Source organism: Mucilaginibacter sp. MD40, from assembly GCF_002288635.1.
Classification (GTDB): Bacteria; Bacteroidota; Bacteroidia; order Sphingobacteriales; family Sphingobacteriaceae; genus Mucilaginibacter.
In genome coordinates this window covers 1,817,460-1,842,737 of the sequence record NZ_NRSW01000001.1, presented here as the reverse complement: position 1 = coordinate 1,842,737, position 25,278 = coordinate 1,817,460, and the positions used below count along the sequence as shown (strand labels likewise).

Genomic DNA, 25,278 nt, shown 5'->3' with positions numbered 1-25,278 from the left:
ATTGTCGGCAATTTTTGTAACGTAAAAGTAAAACACTTCTACCACTTTTTACCACTTTTCTCCACTTAAAAGTTTTCAACAATTTTTAGGGGGTGTGGTTTTGCTTTAATGCCAATAAATTCAAATATTTTACCACAGAGGCCATATACCATAAAAATGCTCTAATCAATTAATTTAAAGGGGTTTATTAGCCCCAAATACTTTAAATGACCCCTGTTTTTTTTGAAGGTGGTAAAAAATGGGAGATTGTTAATACCCCAAGCCACGGTGGTAATTATTATACTTGTAATAACAAACTATAAGCACTTAACAGCTATCCTTCATGACTAAATTTAAAGGACTCCTTCTGTCCGTTATGGCACTTTGCGCAGCTCAGACGAGCTTTGCACAGAGCCTCGAAAAAATGCAATGGTTCAACGAGCCCGAAAAGTGGGAGATAAGGAACAACGCCTTAATTATGGCCGTAACGCCCCAAAGCGATTACTGGTGCATATCGCATTACGGTTTTACCGTTGATGACGCCCCTTTTTATTATACCACCTATGGCGGCGAGTTTGAAGCAAAAGTGAAACTTACCGGCGCCTATAAAGCCCGTTTTGACCAAATGGGCCTGATGGTGCGTACCGACCATGAGAACTATATTAAAGCGGGTGTTGAATTTGTTGACGGCAAGTTTAATGTAAGCAGCGTGGTTACCCACCATACCAGCGATTGGGCGGTGACCACCTTAAATAAAGTACCACCCTTTATATGGATAAAGATTGTACGCCGGCTGGATGCGGTAGAGGTATTTTATTCATTAGATGATGTTAATTACATCATGACGCGTAATGCCCCTATAAAGGATAACCAACCGGTAATGGTGGGTTTAATGGCAGCATCGCCCGATGGACAGGGGTTTGAAGCAAAGTTTGAAAACTTTAAAGTGAAGCATCTGCCGGACCAGCGCCGCCTGGAATGGCTTAAGAAAAATGCCAACTAACCCTGTAAGCGATCATCTTTAAATCCCAGTTAAATGACCAACACAAGCACCCAGGTAAATTTTGCCAGTACCAAACCGCACTTTGAGATATTAGATGGCCTGCGCGGTGTAGCCGCCATAGCGGTAGTGATATTCCATTTTATGGAGATATCGGTACCCAACCCGGCCAATAATTTTATTGAGAACTCTTACCTGGCGGTTGATTTCTTTTTCTGCCTTTCGGGCTTCGTTATCGCGTATGCCTACGATGAGAAATTCGCTAAAATAGGTATCGGTAATTTTTTAAAGATGCGGATCATACGCCTGCACCCACTGGTGATCATTGGCGCGACTATCGGCATACTGTGTTTTTTGTTCGACCCCTTTAGCGACCTGTACCAGAAATACGCGGGCAACCTGGCGGCCATGTTCCTGACGGCCTGTTTCATGATACCGTACCCTATAGTGCCCGAACGTTACAACAACCTGTTTCATTTAAACCCGCCTACGTGGTCGTTATTCTGGGAGTATATTGCCAATATCCTGTATGCTTTTGTGCTGGTAAAGGTGCGCCATAAGCTGTTATGGATACTGGTGATCATAGCGGCCATAGCGCTTATTTGGGAAGCGCAAGCCTACGGCAACCTGGGCGGCGGCTGGGGTAAGGATAATATCCCCGGCGGCGGCATTCGTATGGCGTTTTCTTTCCTGGCAGGTATGCTGGTTTATCGCTCGCAATGGATCATCCGCACCCGTTTGAATTTTATTGCCATTAGCCTGCTGCTGCTGGCGGCTTTTATGGTACCCTACCGCGACGCTTTTAATGCCATTACACATCCCCTGATCGTTATCCTGTACTTTCCGTTTATTGTAGCGCTGGGCGCGGGGGCGCATCTGGGCGACAGCCTAAAAGCCATATGCCGGTTCTCGGGCAATATCTCGTACCCTCTGTATATGGTGCATTACCCGTTTATATGGTGGTTTTTTAGCTACGTACAAAAATATAAGCCCGGCATGGACCAGATCGTCCCGATCATCATATCAGGTTTGATAGCGCTTATCCTGTTTGCCAGCGCGATATTAAAATGGGTAGATGTACCGGTAAGGAGATGGCTCAAAAACCGTTTTGCCAAAGGACTTTAAACACATTATATTTTAAGCGATGATCATTGTTATACAATGCGCCGACCGGGTGGGCCTTATAGCGGCAATAGCCAGGCTGATAGCCAAAAAGGGCTATAACATTACTAGCATGCAGGAACACGTGGATAATAACGAAAACCTGTTTTTTATGCGGCTGGAACTTGACCGTACAGATGGCGCCCCACAACTGGAAGACGACCTGCGGCAACTGCTGCCCGAAGGCGCGCTGATAAAAGTGAACCCCGTACCCGAAAAGAAAATTGTGGTGCTGGTAACCAAAGAATACCATTGCCTGGCCGATATACTGGTACGCAACTATTTTAAAACGCTTGGCGCCACCGTGCAATGCGTAATTGGTAACCATAGTACGCTGCAAGATATATGCGACCGCTTTGATGTGCCCTTCCATGAGGTACCCGCCGGAACGGATAAAACCTTTTTTGAGGAAAACCTGATGGCAGCCCTTGCCCCTTATGAGTTTGACTACCTGGTGCTGGCTAAATTTATGCGTATCCTTTCGCCGGCATTTGTATGGCGCTTCCCGATGCGTATTATCAATATTCACCACTCGTTTTTACCTGCCTTCGCGGGCGCCAACCCCTACCGTCAGGCGCATGAACGTGGCGTGAAACTCATAGGCGCCACCGCACACTACGTTACCGACGAACTGGACGAAGGGCCTATCATTGCCCAGCAGATCATCCCGGCCAGCCATACCCTATCTGTACAGGATATGGTAAAAGCGGGCAAAGAGATGGAAACCGCCGTACTGGCCAAAGCCCTGAAACTGGTGTTTGACGACCGGGTGTTTGTTTATCGCAACAAAACCGTGGTGTTGGAGTAAAATTCTACACTTGAGACATTTGCAATAACATTTGCGTGCACTTTTTACGGATCATGTAAAATGTAAAAAAAGAGTACATAACCATAAAACCGACTGCCCAGTAAGCAAAATAATTTATGATAATACCTATGATGCCCATCCAAACAAACATAAAGACTTGATTAGAATAGTTAACGGCATATTCCATTTCTAAAACTAAGCTATTATTATTCTGCACTATTTCAACCCAGCCTTGGTGCGTCATCATATCAACCTCATGTTTGGGAATATAGCGGTTAGCATTCTCAAAATTGTAACGATATCCGTTGATAGAGGTAATTTTGTACTGCCAGCCAGTGATTACCGCCTGTATTTGATCATCAATTATAGATAAATCGTTATGCGATAAATTAAGCTCTTGCTGAATTCTTCTTTTTATTAAAAAACTGACCATAGCTTTTCAAGTTCTGGCATAAGATTAATCTGGTACCCAAAGCAAGGATTCTCCTTGATTTGGGCAGCTAAAAGCTTAACGCTTTAAAGGTCTAAGTTACGTTACGCTAAACTTAGACCTTTAACCAAAAAGTCCGGTTTTTCCATGCGTTCCATTACCGTTCCGTTATAGCTTCCAAAAGCGTTCCGCACGGAACGGCAGCCAAAAAACACAACCATCAGACTGCCAATTAATTAAAGAAAAAATCAGCAATATTACTAAGTTTTTACTGTTCGCTAAATCACTGGCCAACAAGGTGTTCCGTTTGTGCCACCAATGTATTACCATTAGCGGAACGCTACCCTACCAGATGCTCTTGAGCGGCTGTATCTGCAGGTGCTCTATTTCCATGCCGTGGTTAACCAAACTCAGCTTATTGTAAGGTTTCCGCGGGAAAAACACGGCGGTTAAATTGCTTAAACCACCATCGGCAAACACCTCAACAGACGATTGATCTACCACGAGTTCCATATCGCTATCAAGCATGGTGCTTAGCCTCGGCGCGTACCCGGCATTGGTAAACTGCTTGCTAAACTGCTTTTGCCCTGACGCGGAGCGGTCAATGTAATAGCGGTTTTTAGCGGCATCAAAGCCTATTACCAGTTTTTCACCACCATCGTTAGATAGTATCACTGAGTAATCCTTAGCGGCCTTTGTTTTAAATTTGAGTGTAAACTGCCCCGGCCTTTGCTTTATCACCGAGAAAATATTGTTGTTCTTAACCAGTTGCTCCGCGTCAACCTTAATGGTACCGTTCGCTATCTTACCCATTTCGGGCACTGGCTCCGACCGCAGGTAAATATCACCTGCAGCGAGCGTTAAGCTAAGGTCGCGGGGTACGGTCATGGCATTGCGCCAAACCTTGGTAGGTACTTCATTGGCATACAACCAGTTACCCATCCACCCTAAAAACACTTTGCGTTTGCCGGTATTGCCCCAGGTTACGCCTGCATAGTCGTCGGGGCCGTAGTCTATCCACTTGGTTTTGGTGCTCACCGGGGTAAAGGTTTTACCATCAAAATGCCCTACAAAATATTGCGTAGCCGAGCCTTTATTAGGGCCGCCGGGATTAATGCTCACCAGTAGCACCCAGTATTGTTTACCATTCAGCTGCAGCGGAAAAAGATCAGGGCACTCCCAAACCCCGCCGTGCGCCCCAAGCGACTGGCCAAACTCGCTTTCCTTGGTCCAATCCTTCAGGTTTGGCGACGAATAAAAGGTAATACGGTCTTTAGTGGCCAGGCTCATTACCCATTTGTTCCCCTCATCGTACCAGAAAACCTTGGGGTCGCGAAAGTCCTTGATACCGGGGTTTTTAAGTACAGGGTTACCGGGATATTTTTTCCAGGTGAGGCCTTCGTCAAGGCTGTAAGCGATGCTTTCGTTCTGATAAGTGCTTGATCCGCCTTTTTCACCTTTAGGATCATGGTGGGTAAAGATAGCCACCATAGCCGGTTTATCCTTAGTACCCAGGCCGGATGTATTGCGCTCATCAACCACTACACTACCCGAGAAAATATAACCCAGTTTATCCGGATACAGGGCTATTGGCTGCTGCGTCCAGTGCACCAGGTCCTTACTGGTGGCATGCCCCCAGTGCATAGGCCCCCAAACAGTGGCCTTGGGATAATGCTGAAAAAACAAGTGGTAAGTACCTTTATAGTACACCATGCCGTTAGGGTCGTTAGTCCACCATTTTTTTGGTGAAAAATGCACCTGCGGGCGATAGGGTTCGTGGTAAGCTGTAGTTTTTTGTGCTTGTGAAATTGTCGCGGCTGTTAAAAAAATACTGCCAATGAGTAAGCGCTTTAAGCTCATATTTATACAATTCAGGTTATTAAATAAGGATTTATCAAGTTACTAATAAACCCCTATATAACAAGGATTGTATAAAAAAGTTAATCAAAGGCTACTGTATCCGGCCCGGATAATTTACTTACATGGCAATTGCAGCCTCCGGCTATTTTTAGGGTAACAGATTTCACCTTATCTGTTTGGCTGCTTTTAACCGTTACCCTTACATCATCACCTTTGGAAGAAAATTCTGCTTTGGTATTGTCATTTGCCAGTAGCACAAAGCCTGCAACATAATCTATGGTAGGTGGCATTGGAGGGCGTTGTACAGGCTTATTGGTACGGAGATTTATTACTTCAATATCTGAGAGCGCAACCGCAGATCCGTCGCTATTGGTAAACACTATGCCAACAGATGCAAATTCATCTGTGCAAACCTGGGCGGCGCACCCACCTTTATTCTTTTTACATGCGCTCAGGCCGCAAACAAGTACAAGCAGTAGTATACATAATCTTTTCATAACAATTTTGGTTTTGGTTTAGTCAGATTACGCACACCAATTGGTTATCGCTACAAAAAAGCGGCTTTCGCCGCTTTTAATTATTTAGCACTCTTTAGTTGCTGTACTTCCTGCTTTAATTGTTCTATTTGGGCTTGCTGCTCCTGTATAGCGCTTACCAGTAACGGCACCAGTTTTTGCAGATCGACCTCGGGGGTGGTTACGGTACGCTGGCTGCCTTTACCCGCCTGATACCAGCTGTTCCTATTGCCTACTACAGTAGGCAATACCTGTTTTACATCGGCCGCTATAAAGCCATACTGAGTACCGCCTGGTAAATTAAGCTGCTTATATCCCGCCTGGTCGTAACTGTAGCTTATGGGTTTAAGCTGAGAGATGTAATTAAGGGAATTAGTAATAGGCGTTGTACCTGTTTTAATTTCTTTATCGCTAATGGTTTGTGCTGAAGCTTCAAAGCTGATAGCTGCTAAAACGATTACAAATGATAATATAGATGAAACACGAATTTTCATGATAGGATATTTTTTAAAATGATAGATAAGCTCCCTGAGGGAGAGTGACAATTAAACTGATATTTTTTAGAAGATCAGGCTCTCGCGTCTGGCGGGGGTGTGGGTACAGGTGAGATATAGCCCAAATGCCGTGCGTCATTTACCACAGGATAAACAATATACTCCGCATGTAAAGCAGGCACAGATAAATTATGAAAGGGTTCTACAGCAAGTATCTCTTTTATTTTGCTTTCGCTTCGTTCTGTGGCATCATCATCAGCCTGGGTGTTTTTATCTACCCGGGTTATGCTGGTGTGGGCAATTAACCTGGTCAAAGAAATACCTGTGCTCTCGAGCAACGAGAACAAGCATATCAATATAAAAATTTGCTTAAGCCAAGTGAAGCGCATAGATAATTACTATGCAAACATAACAAAATTAACTCCTGAAATGTTTATTGAACAATGATTTTTTCGGGCCCTGCAAGGCGCTCCACGTGGCAATTGCAACCGCCTGAAATTTTAAAAAACGCTTCAACCTTTCGGTTGCCATACATTGCCGTTACTTTGATATCGTCGCCGCCGGTAGATAAATCCTTACGGTTGGCATCAGTTACAATGGTATAATTTTTAAAACCCGAACCACCCAACAACACACCACGAGGCTCAATTTTTTTATGAGTGCGCTGGTTAAAAACCGTAAAATCGGTAACAGCTACATTATTTCCATTACGGTCAACAAAACGGGTACCTACTGAAGTAAATATTTCGGTACATATCTGGTTGGCCGGGCAGCCAACTGTTGTGCTCCTACTGCATGCAGAAGCCATCAAAACCATTACCAGGCACCAAAAGCCAAATCTGTTCATTACAATATCTGGTTAAATTCCAGTCTTTCGCCATCGGGCCCTGTAATATTAAAATACCTACAGCCTTTTTCCCAGAATTGTAAAAACACAGGCTCCGGCTCAATGATATGAAAGCCAGCCTGCTTTACATGCTCAAAAGCGACATCAATATCAGGCACATTAAACGCGACATGGTCGATATGCCCGTTACCCCGGCTGCTCACCTCATCCAGGTTCGGCTCAGGTAACTGGTAAAGCTCAATAATCATATCGCCACGTCGCATCATCACACAAGTACCCGGAAGACCGTTGTGCTTAAATCCGGCCAGCATAGCTCGCTCAAATCCCAAACGCTCATAAAATGTCTGCGAATCGCCAATATTGGTAACCGGTATGCCTATGTGCTGTATAGCAGTTATGTTAACAATATTTATCATATGTGATTAAGTACGAAAGATCGCTATTTGTTTGGTCGCTACTGCCAGTTCTCATTACGGCTGGTTGTATCAGCTTATAACACCCTTACCTTTAAATAACTTGGATTGGCTTTTGAGCTATAAACCCTGTGCGTTGCCTTCTTAAAGTCGGTATCCTTGGCTTTCATAATATCCTGGAACTGCTGGGTATTTCTGTCGATTAGCGGGAACCAGGTGCTCTGGATCTGCACCATTATGCGGTGGCCTTTCTTAAAAGTATGCAATACATCCTGCAGTTCGAAGTTTACCGGGGTTACCTTGCCCGGTACAAACGGCTCGGGATTGCTAAAGCTGTTGCGGAACTTACCCCGCATGGCCTCACTGCGTACCATTTGCTCGTAGCCGGCCATCTTTACATCTTTACCGGTAAACTGGTTGGCAGTAGCCGTATCAGGATATACATCAAGCACTTTAACGATCCAGTCGGCATCTGTACCGGTGGTACTCACTTTTAGGTTTGCCCAAATGTTACCGGCAAGGGTAACATCATTATCCAGCACGTCTGTTTGGTAAGTCAACACGTCCGGGCGTTTTTCGGCAAAGCGCTGGTCGGCGGTCATGTACTCCCTTTTCATATCAAAGTCAATACCATCAATAAATGGAACGGGATTCATGGGGTCTGATACGAACTCCTTGTAATCGTTTTTAGTGCTTGTTGGCGCGCTGAAAGAAAGTTTACCACCTGGTAACAGATAAAGGTTCTTTTCCTGCGCTTCAACCGGCGGCCATTGCTTATAGGTTTTCCATTGGTTTACGCCGGTCTCGAAGGTATTTACATTAGCGATATCCAAAGGTGTTCCTTTCAGATAGTGACTAAAGAATACGAACTCGATTTTCTCCCGGTACATTGGACCGGTAGGCCCGCCAAAGCTTACATCGCCTAAATGGTCGCCGTTCCCATGTGCCCAACCACCGTGTACCCACGGGCCCATGGCAAAATAAACCGGCGTTGCGGGGTTATTTTTTACTAAAACTTTATAGGTATTTATAGCGCCGTAAAGGTCTTCGGCATCGTACCAGCCGCCGGTTACCAGCGTAGGTGTTTTAATATCATACAGATGCAACAAAACATTCCGGTCTTTCCAATGCTGGTCATAATTTGGATGGTCCATCATTTCGTTCCACAGGCGGATGGTATCTTTATAATACTTCACGTTAGAATTACGCATGCTGCCCAAATCCATAAAGAACTTATAGCCATCATTAGTGCCCGGGTCAAATCCCTTTGCCCTGCGCTGGGTAGGTTTATCATCCTGCCGATTGGTGAAACCCGGATAAAAGCCAAAGTTCGCCACCAGCATAAACGCCCCGTTATGAAAAGCATCATCGCGGTAAAGGTCGGCAATGGGTGCCTGCGGCGATACCGCTGCCAAGGCCGGATGGCGGCTCAACAAAGCGGTTGTGCTATAAAAGCCCGGATAAGATATGCCCCACACTCCTACTTTGCCATTGTTGTTAGGCAAATTTTTGATCAGCCAATCAATAGTGTCGTATGTATCGGTACCCTCGTCAACATCTTTATTGGTTTTATGCTGTTCCAGTTCGGGAGTCATTTCCTCATAGATGCCTTCGCTCATCCAACGGCCGCGTACATCCTGGTAAACAAAAATATACCCATCATGCACAAACTGCGATGACGGCCCCAAGCCTGCTTTATACTTATCTGTCCCATATGGAGCCACGCTGTAAGGCGTCCTATCCATCATGATAGGATACTTTTTCGACTGATCTTTAGGTACGTAAACCGATGTAAACAGCTTTTTGCCATCGCGCATGGGTATCTGGTACTCATACTTGGTGTAGTTATCTTTGATGTAAGCAGCGTCACTTTGAGCGAAGGAGCTGAAAGCTGAAAGGATAAAGCAAAAAGTTATAACGAGGGTTCTTTTCATGTGGTGAATATCAACATTATTCCGTCTATACACAATAACAATACATGCCTTTGACACCCACTCTAATTTTCTCTAAAATTAATGAAACCCCGCCAGGGTTAAATACGTTACAATCATTATAAACCAAACAAACCATTTAAACAGGCCGTCCTTTTTCTTCTTTCAAACGGCAATTAAAGTCGATTGCTCCTACTATTTGTTATTTTCTATTGAGGGATGCCCTGTTTTTGCGCTTGCCATTTATAAACCAATAGTAATAATTATGAGAACAATTTTTAAATCACAGTTAAGCAAAACTTTTGTTACACTCTTGAGTCTGCCGCTCATTTTTACGGCCTGCAAAAAAGACATTACTACCCAAACAACGCCTGCTGAAACTACAAAAAACGCCAGCAAGTTAAGCACTGACGCCATAGGCGTTACCGGCCCGAAAGGTGTTTGTTATGTTGAAGTGAACAACAACGATATCCGCAATGTAGGGAGCTACAAGTTATCTACCGGCCAGCAATTGTTTGATATTGCTATTATCTTCGCGGCCAATATTAATTATGATACCAATACACAGAAAGCAGTACTTTACTTTAACCCTCAAGTTAGCAACGTTTTAAACAACAAAGCAACTTACATACAAACGCTGCAGGCTAAAGGTATTAAAGTGCTGTTATCTATCCTTGGTAACCACCAGGGCACAGGTATTTCTAACTTTCCTAATCAGGCCGCCGCGCAGGCATTTGCACAGCAACTGAGTGATGCCGTAAATACCTACGGACTTGACGGGATAGATTTCGACGACGAATACGCCGATTACGGCACCAACGGAACAGGGCAACCGAACTCAAGCTCTTTTGTTTACCTGGTAACGGCATTACGCCAATTAATGCCTAACAAGATCATCTCGTTCTACTTTTATGGCCCGGCATCATCACGACTAAGCTATAATGGCGTTACCGTAGGCTCAAAGGTAAATTACAGCTGGAACGCCGTTTACGGCACCTACTCTGTACCAAACGTACCCGGCCTTGCAAAGAGTAACCTCGGCCCGGCGGCTATTGACATACAGGCAACCAGTTCATCTACCGCCGCGTCTTTAGCTACCCGTACGGTTAATAATAATTATGGTATTTACCTGTATTACAACTTGCCTAATACAGATGTACATACTTACTTAAGCAGTATATCAAATGCGCTTTATGGTAAAGCCACTACTTATAATCCTTAATAAATAACACGGGTATAAAAGCAGAAAGGCAACCAAATTGGTTGCCTTTCTTTATGTAAACTAAATGGTTCTTATTCGTTAATGGCTTTAACACCCGGAAGCTCTTTACCTTCCATGTACTCTAACAATGCGCCACCACCTGTTGATACGTAGCTAACATCGCCAACCATATCAAATTTAGCAACCGCAGCGGCTGAGTCGCCGCCGCCTATCAGTGAGAAAGCACCATTATCGGTTGCTTTAGCAACAGCATCGGCAATTGCTTTAGTACCTGCCATAAAGTTATCCATCTCAAATACACCCATAGGGCCATTCCAAAGGATGGTTTTTGATTCTTCAACAACCTTGCTGAACAATTGAATAGTTTCAGGGCCGATATCTAAACCCATCCACTCATCAGGGATCTGGCCGGTTTTGGCTACATCCTTATTGGCATCGTTAGCAAATTTATCGGCTATCACGTTATCAACCGGTAACAGCAGGTTTACGCCTTTTTCTTTTGCTTTTTGTACCAGGCTACGGGCAAGGTCAAGCTTATCAGCCTCTAATAATGAAGTGCCGATATTGCCGCCATCAGCTTTGGCAAAGGTATAGGCCATGCCACCTCCAATAATTAAATTATCCACCTTATCCATCAGGCGCTCAATCAACTGTATCTTATCAGATACTTTTGAGCCGCCCATAATAGCAGTAAATGGCTTAGCAGCACCATTCAATATCTTTTCGGCATTATTCAGTTCAGCTGCCATCAGGTAACCAAACACCTTGGCATCCGGGAAGAACTGTGCTATAACGGCTGTTGATGCGTGTGCACGGTGTGCTGTACCAAAAGCGTCGTTAACATAGATATCGCCAAGCTTTGACAGCTTTTCTGCAAAAGCTACATCACCTTTTTCTTCTTCTTTATAAAAGCGAAGGTTCTCTAATAATAATACCTCGCCTTTTTCAATCTCTTTAGATTTTTCTACCGCTTCCTCGCCTACGCAATCGTTGGCGAATTCTACTTGCTGGCCAAGCAGGTCAGACAGGTGCGGAACCAAGTGTTTTAAGCTATATTTTTCGGTTGGGCCATCTTTAGGTCTGCCCAGGTGCGACATCAGTATAACTGCACCGCCATCCTTAAGAATTTTTTTGATGGTAGGCAGCGCCGCGGTCATGCGGTTATCGTCGGTAATGTTGTAATTCTCATCCAGTGGAACGTTAAAATCTACACGGATAAGAGCACGTTTACCATTAAAATTTATCTGATCAATTGTCTTCATTGAAATAGTGTATAATTGATGGAACGGCGCAAAATGCCGAAATTTATTCTAAAGAGCAACCCTAAAGTAAAAAAGGTGTTTATATTTTATCAAAAATTCACCTTATCTTAACATACATTGCATGGTGAGGCCCTATGCCCGGGATATCAAACTCCGGCGACACGATCTCGAACCCTACGCTGAGGTAAAATGGTACCGCTTTTTTACGCGCATTACACCACATGTAGTTAACCTGCCTGCCACGCAGATAGGTAATAGCGAAATTCACCAGCATAGCACCATAGCCTTTGCCACGGTACTTTTCAAGCGTTGCCATTCCTCTTAATTGGTAACCATGGCCCTCAAAATCTCTATATCCCTGCTCATGAAAGGATGCGATACAAGCCAGCTTATCTTTAACAAAATACCCGAGATGAAAGCTGCTATCCTTTTCGTCATTAACAAAGCGGCATTCATCAAGCGTAAGTTTTCCCTCGCGTAAAACCTCGTTGCGGATAGGCAATACGTCATCGGCGGTAATAAACTTAATCATGTTTGCTCCGGCTTATTTTTTCAACCAGATCAGCCAGGCGGCTGGAGTAACCCATCTCGTTATCATACCACCCCACCACTTTAACCAGGCCGCCTACAATAGAAGTAAGCTGAGCATCAAAAATGCAGCTGTGCGGGTTATCTAAAATATCGACAGATACAATCGGGTCTTCGGTGTATTCTAAGATATTCTTCATAGGGCCGCCGGCCGCGGCTTTAAATGCTTGGTTAATCTCCTCAACAGTAGGCTGATGGGCAAGGCTACAAGTAAAATCTGTAAGCGACCCATTTAATACCGGCACCCTGATGCCTGCTCCACCCAGTTTGCCTTCGAGATGGGGGAATATATTGGTAATAGCCTTAGCAGCACCTGTGGTTGTTGGGATGATAGACGACGAAGCCGCACGCGCCCGGCGGAGATCTTTATGCGGGGCATCGTGCAGATTTTGGTCGCCCGTCATGGAGTGTACGGTAGTAATGTAGCCGTCTTGAATATGCCAGTTATCATCCAGTATTTTTACCATGGCAGCTACATTATTGGTAGTGCAGGAGGCGTTTGATAAAATGGGCGCATGAATATCCACAGCATCATCATTAACGCCCAATACCACCGTAGGCATGGCCTTGTCTGAAGATGGTGCAGAGATGATCACTTGTTTAGCCCCTGCTATTATATGTTTTTGCGCACCCTCATGAGAGGTGTACTTACCGGTTGATTCGATAACCAGGTCTATGTCGATATCGCCCCATGGTAATAGTGACGGATCAGACTGGCGCAGCACTTTGATACTTTTTCCGTTAACATTTATGGCATCATCGACTGCGGTAACCGTACCATTAAAACCACGGTGAACGGAGTCATACTTAAAAAGATGGGCAAGTGTGGCGGTATCTGTAAGATCGTTAATAGCCATAACTTCTATACCCGGCCTGTTCAATATAGTTCTGAGAAAGACACGGCCAATACGGCCAAATCCATTAATAGCGATCCTCATCCGGTAACAAATTAGGATGCAAATTTACTTAAATTAAAAAAGCCTTTCCGGGTTATACAAACAAGTTACGGAACGATAACTTTTCGCGTTGTTTGGTACGCAAAGCAACTGTAAGCCCCCAATTAAAAAGCATACTCAAAGAAAAAATGAGTATCATCAATATAAAATTACCCAGAAACGATAATGAATAAACAGCCACAATCAGGCCGATATTTACTACCGCCAGCAGCAGCGTGGTTTGCATATGACTGAAGCCGAGGTTAAGTATGCGATGGTGGATATGATTGCGATCTGCAAGGAAAGGCGACTTACCATTAAGTATACGCATAGTAAATACACGCAGGGTATCAAAAATAGGGCCTATCAGGATAGCAAATGTAACCGCGGGAGCTGATATGATCTCCGGGGTATTGGATACCGTTACTTTATTGATCTCGATAAGCTTTACCGCCATCAATGCTGTTATCAAACCGATGAGCAGCGAGCCAGCGTCGCCCATGAATATTTTTGCCGGGGTAATATTGAATCGCAAAAAACCAAATAAGGCGCCAACAATAGCTAATGATACTACAGCCAGTTCATAATGATTTATACAAATGAATATCACCGCAAAAGCACCGTTGGCAACAATACAAGTTGTTGCAGCCAGGCCATCAATACCATCTATGAGGTTAAAGGCATTTACGATGAGTATGATGAAAAGAATTGACAGGATAACACTTACTGTATAAGAAATATCGTGATAACCTAATATGCCGTACATGCTGGTAAAGCGTATATCACCTACAATTACCAGCAAAGTGGCTACGGCAATCTGTATCAGCAGTTTGGTACTGGGGTTAACGCCCGAAAGATCATCTTTTATCCCCATTATAAATAATACCAGGCTGCCGGCAAGTAAATAGCTTACCGGTATAGTTTTATCAATAATACTGAACAGCAGCAGGGTAATGGTAAAGCCAACGAAAATAGCTACACCGCCCAGCCGTGGTATACCATGGTCATGCTGTTTGCGGAAATGGCCAACATCATCATACAAATGCCGTGTTCTGGCCACATGAAGAATAGAAGGAATGGCGAAAATGGTAATTAAAGCCGAGACTGCAACTACCAATAGGTAGTATACAACATAGTAGGCACCCAAATAGGTTTGCATCAGTTAAATTAGTTAGGGGTAATTAACCCCGCAAATATAGAAATTGATACTATTTTATAAAAACTGTTTCAACTTTCTTAAAGGTTTGATTATAAAGGCCATAATTGGCAAACTGATATTATTTGCCCGCATAGCCTTTAAATCAAACATGAGCGCCTTTACACGGTTGCTCAAACTCCTGTTACTTACTCCTCCTGTGGTCATCTTTACCATTACCATCGGCACGTAATAAGCGTGGGTTCTATTGAGATGCATAAACCTCGACATCAGCTCATAATCAGCCGCGGTTCCATAGGCCAGGCTGTAATTCCCTAATTGCTCAAACAGCACACGTCTGCAGTAAAATGTTGGGTGCGGCGGCATCCATCCGTAATTAAACAGGCCGTGTTTATAATTGCCACTACGCCATTTACGTATAGTATTTCCGGTTGCATCGACATAATCCAGATCGCCGTACACAATATATGCCGGCTGGCTGGAAAACGCTTCGTGTACTACTGTTAAAATTTTTCCGTTGGCGAAAAAATCATCCGCGTTAAGCACTCCTAATATTTCGCCTGATGACAATTGAATGCCTTTATTCATGGCATCATAAATACCTTTATCCGGTTCAGAAATTAAAATGCTGATATTTTTTTCATACCGCGAAAGCACATCGAGGGTGCCATCGGTTGATCCTCCGTCAACAATGATATATTCTATATTAGTATGCTGCTGGCTAATAACCGAGCGTATACAACGTTCAATTGTATTTACAGCATTATAACACACGGTTATTATTGAAATTTTGGCTGGTTGTGGCACTCCAAAGTACTATATTTAGCCGCAAATTATGTATTTTTGAAAATGCTGCATAATTTATTCCCTGATATTTAGCAGCCAATAACAAAATATGCGCCTGTTATATTTAACCTATTTGATAGCCCTGGTTTTAACTGTGAGTTCATGCTCGTACAAGCAAAACCAGTTACTTTTTCATAACCCTGCTACCAGTGTTGATAGTTTGCAGCAGGCAACTGTTATTACCCCATACCGCATACAACCGCAGGATATTTTACAGGTACGCAACCTGCAAAGCTTAAAGTATATTGTTGACGACGTGCCCCCATCAATATCAACGGGCAGTTCTTCCAGCAACACTATTGCCTCGCAGGGGCAAACCTATCAGGTAGAAGAAGACGGTACGGTTACCCTGCCGGCTCTCGGGCATATCCAGGTAGCGGGCCTCACACGCCCACAGGCCACAAAACTTATTGAGGATCTTTATCATAAAATTTTATTAAAGGACCCTATCATTGAGCTTAAGGTGGTTAATTTAAAAGTTACCTTGCTGGGTGAGGTAAAAGCGCCAGGCAATTTCCCTCTCACTAAAGATAATACCACACTGGTAGAGATCATAGGCCAGGCAGGCGGTTTAACCCCACAAGCCAACGAAAAAAACGTAAAGATCATCCGCGGGAAAAATAAAAGCCAGGTTACGATGATCAACCTGGGAGATTTAAGCGCCGTAACAGACCCACGCACCATCCTGCAAAACGGAGATGTTATTTATGTGGCACAAAATAAACGAGCCATACGTAACGATAACTTACAAAGCTTTAATACATGGGTGCAGCCTGCCTTGTTGCTGCTTAACACCGCCTTAATTATCTTTACGCTTAGCAGGCAATAATGGAAGAAACGGAAAACAAGGTTAAAAAACTGCCTAACCAGGAGATTGATTATTTTAAAATAGGCAAAATACTGGTAAGCCGCTGGTATTGGGTAGCAGGCTCATTGCTTATTTTTTTGGTTTGGTCACACGTGTATTTATGGTATACGCCAAAAACCTATGCCACTGCCGGCACCATGAAGCTGGAGGATAAGAAATCCGAAATTCCGGATATGGCCGGTGTGGTAGCACCGGTTGATCGCAGCGTATCACGCATACAAAGCGAAACCTCTATTATACAAAGCCAAACCGTTTTATTAAATGCTATACGCGACCTCAACTATCCTGTTAGCTTTTATATAGAGGGCCGTGTGCGCACCAGTGAATTGTACCCTCAAAAACCGCTTGATGTACAATTAATACAGTTTGATAGCCTGAACTTTTACCATGACATCATTACGTTTAAACCTGTAAATACCAATAGCTTTAAACTTACCTACAAAAACGCGGGAAAAGATAAAACAGACCAGCACAACTTTAACTCGCCTATAACTATAGGCTCAACAACTTTTGTTATTAAAAAGCCCGGTAATGTATCTTACAATACGGTTTACCTTTTTAAATTTAATACCCCGGAGGAACTACTGGGCCGGGTAAGAAGCGGCCTGCGCACCAGCGAGCTGGCCAAAAACTCCAACATAATTCTTCTGCAGCAAACAGATGCCAACCCACAGTTCGCGGCTGATGTGCTTAATAACATTATGAAGGAATACCTGGTGTATGACCGCAGCCGGAAAACACAGTCGGCTACGCAGATGATCAATTTTATTGACGATCAGCTAAAGTTCCTTTCTAACCAGGTCAAGAGCTCCGATAAGCAGATATCTGATTTTAAACAAAAGAACAGGCTGATGGAAGTGAGTACATCAGCAGAAGCTGCCCTGGCTAAGGCAAAAGACTTAGAAACACAACAGGCACTCTTAAAACTTCAGCTATTGGCTATTGACCAGCTCAAAAACCAGATAGCCAAAGAACAGAATAACGTAACCCTTAATTTTAACCTGGGCGATGAAAAGATCGACCCCTCCCTCCCTGTAATTGTTGAAAAACTCGACAAATTACTTAACCAGCGTTACGAACTGCTTAAAACATACAACCCCACTTCGCAGCCCATACAGGATATTAACAGCCTTATTCTGCAGGCCAAAACGGCTGCCCTCAATTCGGTAAATGCTACTTACAGCAATGTTAAGCGCAGTTATGATTATTTAACGGGGCAACTGGCCGGTGTCAACAAGCAGCTTTCGGTACTGCCGGTTGCTGAACGTGAACAAATATCCCTTAACCGCGATAACGAGGTAAGTGATAAGGTTTACTCCTTCCTGTCAGAAAAAAAACTATCGGCACAGATAAGCCGCGCGGGTATATTGCCCGGAGCCAGTATTGTAGAACAAGCTCAGCCTAATTTTAACCCGGTATCGCCTGATGAGCATAGTGTGCGCCGTTCGGCAATTGTATTTGGTATACTTACAGGGCTTGGCCTCATCGTACTCATACGGGTACTTAACCCCTACATTTATGATAAGGAAACCGTTGAAAGCCTTACCACAGTGCCTATTATTGGGGTAATACGTAAATTTCCCAATAAAATTAATGATAGCAACTCACAGCTACTGGCATTAAGCATGCCCAAGTCTATGTTTGCAGAATCTGTACGCTCGGTTAGGACCAACCTCAGTTTTATCGCCTCCGAAAAAAATAGCAAGGTGATCTGTATTACCTCTGAAGTGGCCGGCGAGGGCAAATCCTTTGTGGCGGTTAACCTCTCGAGTACGCTTTCATTAATAGATAAAAAGGTGATATTGATAGCGGCAGATCTAAGGCGCTCCAGGCTGCACCATACCTTTAATGTGCCCAATAACGAAGGCCTTAGCACCTACCTGTCGCGCCAATCGGACCTTGATAATATTATCCTTCATTCGGAACAAGCCAATCTCGATTTTATCGTTTCAGGGCCGGTGCCGCCTAATCCATCCGAACTTTTACATAGTACACGGATGAAGGAGCTCATCGAAGACCTGAAGCAGCGCTATGACATCATCATGATTGATACCGCCCCTGTAGGCCTGGTTTCAGATTCTGTACCGCTTATCCGCATCAGCGATATCAATATCTTTGTTATCCGCTCAGGCAAGTCAAAATATTACGCGGCCACCATTCCACAGCGCATAGCGCAGGAGTATCATCTGGATAATTCAGTAATAGTGCTTAATGCCTTCACTGAAGACCTTTTGCATTCGAGGTATTACACCACCCGTTTCACCGGCGATGGGTATGGCCATTATTATTATTATTCGGATTACAGCGGTTATGAAAAATCGGGATACTATATGGATGATGAGCGCAAGAAAAGATGGTGGGATGTAACCAGTTGGTTCAGGAAATAATTGATGGCTGTGATGAACGGCGAAAGCGCTGCAAGATGGTACCCGGTGTACACCCATGCCAGGGCCGAAAAAAAAGCTTACGAGGCACTAAAGGCTAAAGGTATTGAAGCTTACCTTCCCTTACAGAGAAAACTAAAACAATGGAGCGACAGGAAGAAATGGGTAGAGGAGCCGCTGATAAGTTCATACCTGTTTGTAAACATCAGCCCGCAACATATGGCCGAAGTTTTAATGACCAAAGGCATTGCACGTTTCCTGTACTTTTCTGGCAAAGTAGCCACCATGCCCGACAGGCAGATAAAAGAGCTTAAATTACTTTTAGCTACCGACGCGGAACTTGAAGTAACAGAAGAGGACCTGCAGCCCGGTGAAAAAGTGACCATTAAGGCAGGCCCGTTAAAAGGTATAAACGGTGAGATAATAGCGCACCGCTCACAAAAAAAGCTATTATTGAGATTAGAAAGCATGGGGCAATCGCTTATAGTAAGCATGCCACCATCCTATATAAACAGGCTTTAGACAGGCAAAATAACCTTAAATCTAAAGCATTGTAAAATAATAAGTTGCAAAACAAAAATGTGACTTACCAGGCGAAGCTATGTACACTCCCCCATGTGCAGAATAACAGGTATTGTATCAGAACACTTAACTAACGAGGACGTAATAAGCGTAAAAGCAATGTGTAATGCCTTGCGGCATGGCGGCCCTGATGATGAAGGCATTTATGTAAGCAACCGGAATGACGTTGCCTTTGGCCACCGCCGTTTATCCATTATTGACCTTAGCCGTAACGGCCACCAGCCAATGGCTAATGCCGACCAAACCGTTGTGATAACCTTTAACGGAGAAATATACAACTACCGCGAATTAAAGGCCCGGTTACTAAAGCTTGGCGCAGCATTCCAAAACGATACCGATACCGAAGTAATTATACAAGCCTACAGGCATTGGGGCACGGCATCTTTCAGCAAACTAAGGGGCATGTTTGCCTTTGCTCTGCATGATATTGCCCACAATGAGATTTACCTGGTAAGGGATACAGCCGGAATTAAACCGCTATATTATCATGCGGATGGAAAAAAGCTGGTATTCGCGTCAGAAATAAGGGCATTCAAACAATCAGGGTTAAACTACCAGGCCAACGCCCAATGGCCGGTTCTGTTGCTGGCCTATGGGCATATACCCGAACCGCATACCACTTTACAGGATGTGCTAAGCCTGCCTAAAGGTCATTATTTGCACCGGGATAAGAACGGACGTTGCAAGCTGGTATCGTACGCCATAACATCCGATGGCCAGTTTATTGAGCGCCCGGAAGCTGCCCGTGGGATCATCAGGGATAGTTTACAGGCTGCAGTTAAAAGGCAACTCATTGCCGATGCTCCGATAGGCGTTTTCCTTAGCGGTGGTATCGATTCGAGCTTGCTTTCTTTATTGGCTAATGAAGAGGTAAGCCAGTTAAAAACCGTGTCAATATTCTTCAATGAAAAGCAATACGACGAGCGCCGGTATCAGCAAACAATACTAAATAAATTACAGGGCGAAAACTTTACGCACCTGGTAAAACAGCAGGATTTTGAGCGGTATTTCCAGCAAATAATCTCGGCTATGGATATGCCTACTACTGATGGCATCAACTCATGGTTCATAAGTAAATACGCGAATGAAAACGGCCTTAAAGCTGTTTTGTCGGGCGTGGGTGCCGATGAGTTGTTTGGTGGTTACCCATCCTTTAGCCGCATTAAATATCTGGGTTATATAAAGAGAATACCATTTCAGGTACTAAGACTTGCGCGCAATATGGGTTCATCGGGCTATAAAAGGCTTAGCTACCTGGGCTATAACCACATTGTAGCCGACTACCTTACCCTGCGGGGGCTATTTAGTATAAATGAAATAGCCATGCTTACAGGCACAACAGAACAGCATGTGGCCAATATTCTTTTCGCTGATGACCCACAGCCTTACCAGGGTGCTGATGACGCCCTAAAGGCATCATGGTTGGAAACGAATATATACATGCAGAACCAGTTACTGCACGATACAGATGCCATGAGCATGAGCCATGGCTTGGAGGTAAGAGTGCCCTTCCTTGATGAAGAACTCACCACCGCGGTTGCACGTATATCCCCCGGAATACGTTTTGCAAACCCTCCCAAAAAATTACTGGTAGAAAGCTTTGCTGATATTTTACCTGAAGCCGTTTGGAACAGGCCTAAAATGGGTTTTACATTTCCGCTCCAACAGTGGATGCGCGAAAATGAGGCCATCAGCCATCTAGGTAATTACCAAAGCCCTGCTGCAAAAAAAATGATCGCTGATTTTAACAAGGGGCAAATGCACTGGTCGCGCGCTTTTGCACTATATCAGATACAGGAGCATGTTTAAAAGCATTTATCTCTTATCGCTCCAAACCTTTAGCAGCACCGGCGGCATACAAAAAATGACCCGCGTGCTGGCGCATTCCCTGTTTACCTTATCGCGAAAAAATGGTTGGAAATTTAAACTGGCATCGCTGTATGACAGCAATAACGATTTGATGCCACAGTATGTACCACAAGCCAGCTTTGAGGGCTACCGGCATCAACGTATACATTTTTTATGGAAGACTATGTTGAGTCCTGCCAAAAATGATGTAGTCATATTAAGTCATATCAACCTTGCGCTGGCGGGGCTTTTTATAAAACTTATACATCCGCGAACACAGATCTGGCTTATTGCCCATGGTATTGAAGTATGGCGCCCCCTGCCCTACCACAAACGCCGCCTGTTAAACAAATGCGATAAAGTTTTATGTGTGAGCAATTTTACCCGTTCGCAGCTTTTTAAATGGCACCGCACCTCGCCTGATAAATGTGTTGTACTCAATAATGTACTGGATCCGTTCATGAACCTGCCGCGTGAATTCTCAAAACCCGCACATTTACTTAACAGATACGGGTTAAGCCAAAACAATCAGATCATCTTTAGTCTTACACGGCTGTCATCAACCGAGCTATACAAAGGGTACGATAGGGTAATCAGGGCTGTTGCTAACCTAAAGATTAATCACCCCAACATAAAATATGTATTGGCTGGCGCCTATGATGAGGCCGAAGGTAGGCGGGTAAAACAGCTGATCAATGAGAGTAAACTGGATGATGCCGTAATTTTAACCGGCTACATTCCCGAACAGGAACTAGCCGAACACTTTTTAATGGCTGATAATTTTGTATTGCCCAGCAAAAAGGAAGGGTTTGGTATTGTATTTATTGAAGCGCTGGCCTGCGGCCTGCCTGTTATTTGCGGCAACGTTGATGGCAGCCTGGATGCTATACGTAACGGCGAACTGGGCAAAGCGATAAACCCTGATGCTGAGCAAGAGCTGGAAAACGCCATTGCCACTTGCTTAGCCAACCCTTTAACTATTGATGATAAAAAGCTGTTGCAACAGAAATGCCTGCAGTATTTTAGCGAACTTAACTATGTTGAAACCCTGCAAACCATGATACAGCATGACTGAACCAGGTAAAGAACACTGGGATCTGGAAATAAAACCACGTACCAGCCTGTTCGACCTTAACCTTAAAGCGGTTTGGCAATACCGCGACCTGCTCCTGCTGCTGGTACGGCGTGATTTTGTATCCTTTTACAAGCAAACTATATTAGGGCCTATTTGGTTTTTTGTACAGCCGGTTATCACCATCATATTTTATACCCTGGTTTTTGGCAATCTGGCCGGCATACCAACTGATGGGGTACCGAAACCACTTTTTTACCTGGCCGGCACCATATTATGGAACTATTTTGCCGAGTGCCTCACCAAAACATCAACTGTTTTTAAAGATAATACAGCGCTCATGAGCAAGGTATATTTTCCACGGCTCATTATGCCACTGAGTATTGTAGCATCTAACCTCATCAGGTTTGCTGTTCAGTTTATATTATTCGTGGTTCTTTTGGTATTCTATTATGCAAAGGGTCATCTGACTGGTATTAATATGTATGCGCTGCTTTTCCCCGTACTGCTGCTATTAATTGCCGCGCAGGGGCTTGGGCTGGGCATGCTGATATCAGCCGTAACTACTAAATACCGCGACCTGGCTTTTGTAATAACCTTTGGCGTACCATTGTTAATGTACGCCACAACGGTAGTTTACCCATTGTCAGAAGCGCAGGCAAAATTTCCCGCATACAGCTGGATGATCAAATACAACCCAATTACCGCCATTATTGAAACTTTCAGGTATGGTTTTTTAGGGAAGGGTAGCTTAGATTTAGGTTTGCTGCTGTATTGTACATTAGCTACCATTGTTATATTGCTGTTGGGAACCATAGTGTATAACAAAGCCGAAAAATCATTTGTAGACACCATCTGATGAGCATAGCCATTAAAGCCGAAAACCTTTCCAAAGCCTACCAACTGGGCGACTTCGGTACGGGAACTATCTCGCGCGACCTGGAGCGATACTGGGCCCGGCTGCGTGGTAAGGAAGACCCCTTCCTAAAGATTGGCGAAACAAACGACCGTACGCAAAAAGGCACCAATGATGTGGTGTGGAGCTTGCGTGATATTGATTTTGATATCGAGCAGGGTGATGCCGTAGGGATTATTGGCCGTAACGGTGCCGGAAAAAGCACCTTACTAAAAATATTAAGCCGTGTTACTTCTCCTACCGCAGGTTCTGTAAAGGTAAAAGGCCGTATTGCCAGCTTACTTGAAGTAGGTACAGGCTTTCATCCCGAGCTTACGGGCCGCGAAAACATATTCCTGAACGGTGCCATATTGGGTATGCGTAAAGGCGAAATAAAAAGGAAGTTTGACGAGATTATAGCCTTCGCCGGTATTGACAGGTATGTAGATACCCCGGTAAAACGCTATTCCTCGGGTATGTATGTGAGGCTGGCTTTCGCGGTTGCCGCCCACCTCGAATCAGAAATACTCATCGTTGATGAAGTGCTGGCCGTAGGTGATAGCGAGTTCCAACAAAAATGCCTGGGTAAAATGCAGGATGTTAGTAAAGGCGAGGGTCGCACCGTACTTTTTGTATCGCATAACATGGGCAGCATTAAAAGCCTGTGCAATACGGGCATGGTGCTTAATAATGGCCTGCTGCAAAGTATTGAGCCGGTGAGTAACGCCATTAACACTTACAACCAGCTTTTGAACCGTACTGATAACATCACCCGTATACTTAACGGCAATCTGAAAGATCAGTTGCTGTTTCATAAAATATGGATCAACAACTCGGCCGATGACCATGCTGTTATTAGTATGGCCCAACCACTTTGCTTTAATATTGAGGGCGACGTAGTTAAAGATTTCAACCGCGTGGTGTTTATATTAGCTGTGTACCATGCAGGAGTCCGTTTATTTACATTGCGGGAAGTTGCCGCAGGGCGACATCTCGCCTCCGGGAAGTTTAATGCTTCATTTAATATCAAAGCGGGAATACTACGCCCCGGAGAATATACCATTGCCCTTGGCGCCTGGGGCGATACCGATAATGATTGGGTATGGGGTACTGAAATAGGCATGTTCACCATCAGTGCTGTCTGGGATAATCATATCCGCAAGGCCGACGAAGGAATTATCAATGCCGAATTTATCCGACTAAATGAGTGAGTATTTAAAAACACTTGAGCCGTTGATCAGGCAAAAATCAAACCTTACTGACGCGAGGGAATTTCATGCCCGGGTAAATGTCATATTTCACAACGAGGAGGCTAAACACTACGATAAGCTGCATACCGAAATGTGGGAGAGCTTGCCTGTACAATACGATTTACTGATAGCGGATGTTAAGCCCCACATTAAAAATAACCAGCCGCTTAAAATGCTGGATGTAGGCTGCGGTACAGGCTTAGCCACACAAATGCTGCTGAATGCTGATATGGATAGCCGCGTCGCGGAAATACATCTGCTGGATACGTCGGAAGAAATGCTCAAACAGGCGGTAAAACGCTCTGCAAAATGGGGAAAGAAAGTGTTAGACATTAACGGAGATGTGAATATATTGCATGAACAGTACGACATTATCCTGATATCATCGGTATTGCATCACATACCGGACCTGCCCGCTTTTCTTGAAAAGATCAGTTCGTTACAAAAAAGCGGGGCGCTGCTCATTACCATGCAAGACCCGGCCTCGGAAGCACAGAATAATCAGGTTTTAGAGGGCCGAAAAAAGGAGTACCAGCAATACTATGAAAGCAAGCGGGTTAATAAAACCATAATAGAGCGTGCTATCCATAAAGCAAAACGACTGTTTAAGGAGCCCGATTATATTAACCGGGTTAACAAAAAGCTGCTCGAGCAAAAAATTATTAACCAACCACTTACAGATAGTGAAATATGGAGCGTAACCGATATCCATGTAGAAGGTTTACCCTACTCTGCGGGCGCCGGTATCAGTAAGGAGCAACTGGTTAATTACCTCAAAAATAATACACTGATCAGTTATCGCACTTACGGTTTCTACGGAACCATGGGCAGTAACCTGGATGAACGTTACAGAAAATTAGAACATGAACTGGCGTTAAGTAACGACCAAAACGGCAGGCATTTTTGCTCAGCCTGGATAAAAGCCTGAAATA

At 44.2% G+C, this 25,278-nt stretch carries 25 protein-coding genes; 12 read left to right on the top strand and 13 right to left on the bottom strand.

What is annotated here, in order from left to right; genetic code table 11:
* Positions 1 to 322 precede the first annotated feature (322 nt).
* From CKK33_RS08375 to purU, 3 genes are read left to right on the top strand one after another with little or no spacing between them, the layout of a single operon-like run.
* Entirely contained in the window at positions 323 to 982 is a 660-nt protein-coding gene (locus CKK33_RS08375) for a DUF1349 domain-containing protein (protein WP_198952451.1), read from the top strand.
* Positions 983 to 1,015: 33 nt separating this feature from the next.
* The gene (locus CKK33_RS08370; RefSeq protein WP_095703666.1) at positions 1,016 to 2,104 is read left to right on the top strand and encodes an acyltransferase; all 1,089 of its coding nucleotides are present in this window, start codon (positions 1,016 to 1,018) and stop codon (positions 2,102 to 2,104) included.
* A 19-nt stretch (positions 2,105 to 2,123) separates the two neighbouring features.
* Positions 2,124 to 2,948: a formyltetrahydrofolate deformylase gene (gene purU / locus CKK33_RS08365; protein ID WP_095703665.1), complete on the top strand. Its 825-nt coding sequence runs from the start codon at positions 2,124 to 2,126 to the stop codon at positions 2,946 to 2,948.
* A gap of 4 nt (positions 2,949 to 2,952) precedes the next feature.
* Here the strand turns inward: purU and CKK33_RS08360 are convergent, their stop codons facing one another.
* The 8 genes from CKK33_RS08360 to CKK33_RS08325 all read right to left on the bottom strand — a co-directional run bounded on the left by CKK33_RS08360 (position 2,953) and on the right by CKK33_RS08325 (position 9,441).
* Positions 2,953 to 3,381 (bottom strand): hypothetical protein, encoded by a 429-nt coding sequence (locus tag CKK33_RS08360; protein ID WP_095703664.1) that lies wholly within the window; start codon positions 3,379 to 3,381, stop codon positions 2,953 to 2,955.
* Positions 3,382 to 3,723: 342 nt separating this feature from the next.
* On the bottom strand, positions 3,724 to 5,238 hold the full coding sequence (locus CKK33_RS08355) for a glycoside hydrolase family 32 protein (protein ID WP_095703663.1): 1,515 nt from the start codon (positions 5,236 to 5,238) through the stop codon (positions 3,724 to 3,726).
* Between the two features lie 80 nt (positions 5,239 to 5,318).
* Complete coding sequence (locus tag CKK33_RS08350) at positions 5,319 to 5,735, bottom strand: hypothetical protein (protein ID WP_095703662.1); 417 nt, start codon at positions 5,733 to 5,735, stop codon at positions 5,319 to 5,321.
* 80 nt (positions 5,736 to 5,815) lie between these two features.
* Complete coding sequence (locus CKK33_RS08345) at positions 5,816 to 6,247, bottom strand: tail fiber domain-containing protein (RefSeq protein ID WP_095703661.1); 432 nt, start codon at positions 6,245 to 6,247, stop codon at positions 5,816 to 5,818.
* 74 nt (positions 6,248 to 6,321) lie between these two features.
* Entirely contained in the window at positions 6,322 to 6,561 is a 240-nt protein-coding gene (locus CKK33_RS08340; RefSeq protein WP_143822929.1) for a hypothetical protein, read from the bottom strand.
* Positions 6,562 to 6,680: 119 nt separating this feature from the next.
* Complete coding sequence (locus CKK33_RS08335) at positions 6,681 to 7,094, bottom strand: hypothetical protein (RefSeq protein WP_095703659.1); 414 nt, start codon at positions 7,092 to 7,094, stop codon at positions 6,681 to 6,683.
* Entirely contained in the window at positions 7,094 to 7,510 is a 417-nt protein-coding gene (locus CKK33_RS08330; protein WP_095703658.1) for a VOC family protein, read from the bottom strand. The genes CKK33_RS08335 and CKK33_RS08330 overlap by 1 nt, the downstream gene beginning before the upstream one ends.
* A 74-nt stretch (positions 7,511 to 7,584) precedes the next feature.
* Complete coding sequence (locus tag CKK33_RS08325; protein WP_095703657.1) at positions 7,585 to 9,441, bottom strand: CocE/NonD family hydrolase; 1,857 nt, start codon at positions 9,439 to 9,441, stop codon at positions 7,585 to 7,587.
* Between the two features lie 262 nt (positions 9,442 to 9,703).
* Between CKK33_RS08325 and CKK33_RS08320 the strand changes: the two genes are divergently transcribed.
* Positions 9,704 to 10,660 carry an endo-beta-N-acetylglucosaminidase H gene (locus CKK33_RS08320; protein ID WP_095703656.1) on the top strand — a complete coding sequence of 319 codons (957 nt, stop codon included), beginning with the start codon at positions 9,704 to 9,706 and terminating at the stop codon, positions 10,658 to 10,660.
* A 71-nt stretch (positions 10,661 to 10,731) separates the two neighbouring features.
* Here the strand turns inward: CKK33_RS08320 and pgk are convergent, their stop codons facing one another.
* The 5 genes from pgk to CKK33_RS08295 form a co-directional block, all read right to left on the bottom strand.
* A complete protein-coding gene (gene pgk, locus CKK33_RS08315; protein WP_095703655.1) occupies positions 10,732 to 11,922 on the bottom strand; it encodes a phosphoglycerate kinase in 1,191 nt (396 codons plus the stop codon).
* A 97-nt stretch (positions 11,923 to 12,019) separates the two neighbouring features.
* Positions 12,020 to 12,454, bottom strand: a complete 435-nt coding sequence (locus tag CKK33_RS08310; RefSeq protein WP_095703654.1) for a GNAT family N-acetyltransferase — start codon at positions 12,452 to 12,454, stop codon at positions 12,020 to 12,022.
* The gene (gene gap / locus CKK33_RS08305) at positions 12,447 to 13,448 is read right to left on the bottom strand and encodes a type I glyceraldehyde-3-phosphate dehydrogenase (protein WP_095703653.1); all 1,002 of its coding nucleotides are present in this window, start codon (positions 13,446 to 13,448) and stop codon (positions 12,447 to 12,449) included. Before gap ends, CKK33_RS08310 begins: the two co-directional genes overlap by 8 nt.
* Before the next feature lie 52 nt (positions 13,449 to 13,500).
* Positions 13,501 to 14,604 (bottom strand): MraY family glycosyltransferase, encoded by a 1,104-nt coding sequence (locus CKK33_RS08300; RefSeq protein ID WP_095703652.1) that lies wholly within the window; start codon positions 14,602 to 14,604, stop codon positions 13,501 to 13,503.
* Positions 14,605 to 14,658: 54 nt separating this feature from the next.
* Entirely contained in the window at positions 14,659 to 15,408 is a 750-nt protein-coding gene (locus tag CKK33_RS08295; RefSeq protein ID WP_095703651.1) for a glycosyltransferase family 2 protein, read from the bottom strand.
* 88 nt (positions 15,409 to 15,496) lie between these two features.
* Between CKK33_RS08295 and CKK33_RS08290 the strand changes: the two genes are divergently transcribed.
* The 8 genes from CKK33_RS08290 (at position 15,497) to CKK33_RS08255 (ending at position 25,274) form a co-directional block, all read left to right on the top strand.
* The gene (locus tag CKK33_RS08290; protein ID WP_095703650.1) at positions 15,497 to 16,276 is read left to right on the top strand and encodes a polysaccharide biosynthesis/export family protein; all 780 of its coding nucleotides are present in this window, start codon (positions 15,497 to 15,499) and stop codon (positions 16,274 to 16,276) included.
* Entirely contained in the window at positions 16,276 to 18,702 is a 2,427-nt protein-coding gene (locus tag CKK33_RS08285) for a tyrosine-protein kinase family protein (protein WP_095703649.1), read from the top strand. The genes CKK33_RS08290 and CKK33_RS08285 overlap by 1 nt, the downstream gene beginning before the upstream one ends.
* A gap of 3 nt (positions 18,703 to 18,705) precedes the next feature.
* On the top strand, positions 18,706 to 19,221 hold the full coding sequence (locus CKK33_RS08280; RefSeq protein ID WP_233138171.1) for a UpxY family transcription antiterminator: 516 nt from the start codon (positions 18,706 to 18,708) through the stop codon (positions 19,219 to 19,221).
* 93 nt (positions 19,222 to 19,314) lie between these two features.
* Positions 19,315 to 21,090, top strand: a complete 1,776-nt coding sequence (gene asnB / locus CKK33_RS08275) for an asparagine synthase (glutamine-hydrolyzing) (RefSeq protein ID WP_095703648.1) — start codon at positions 19,315 to 19,317, stop codon at positions 21,088 to 21,090.
* The gene (locus CKK33_RS08270; protein ID WP_095703647.1) at positions 21,083 to 22,204 is read left to right on the top strand and encodes a glycosyltransferase family 4 protein; all 1,122 of its coding nucleotides are present in this window, start codon (positions 21,083 to 21,085) and stop codon (positions 22,202 to 22,204) included. The genes asnB and CKK33_RS08270 overlap by 8 nt, the downstream gene beginning before the upstream one ends.
* Positions 22,197 to 23,060 (top strand): ABC transporter permease, encoded by an 864-nt coding sequence (locus CKK33_RS08265; RefSeq protein ID WP_095703646.1) that lies wholly within the window; start codon positions 22,197 to 22,199, stop codon positions 23,058 to 23,060. The genes CKK33_RS08270 and CKK33_RS08265 overlap by 8 nt, the downstream gene beginning before the upstream one ends.
* Positions 23,060 to 24,307: an ABC transporter ATP-binding protein gene (locus CKK33_RS19700; protein WP_233138170.1), complete on the top strand. Its 1,248-nt coding sequence runs from the start codon at positions 23,060 to 23,062 to the stop codon at positions 24,305 to 24,307. Before CKK33_RS08265 ends, CKK33_RS19700 begins: the two co-directional genes overlap by 1 nt.
* Positions 24,300 to 25,274, top strand: coding sequence for a class I SAM-dependent methyltransferase (locus CKK33_RS08255; RefSeq protein WP_095703645.1), 975 nt, complete (start codon positions 24,300 to 24,302; stop codon positions 25,272 to 25,274). The genes CKK33_RS19700 and CKK33_RS08255 overlap by 8 nt, the downstream gene beginning before the upstream one ends.
* The last annotated feature ends 4 nt before the right edge of the window (positions 25,275 to 25,278 follow it).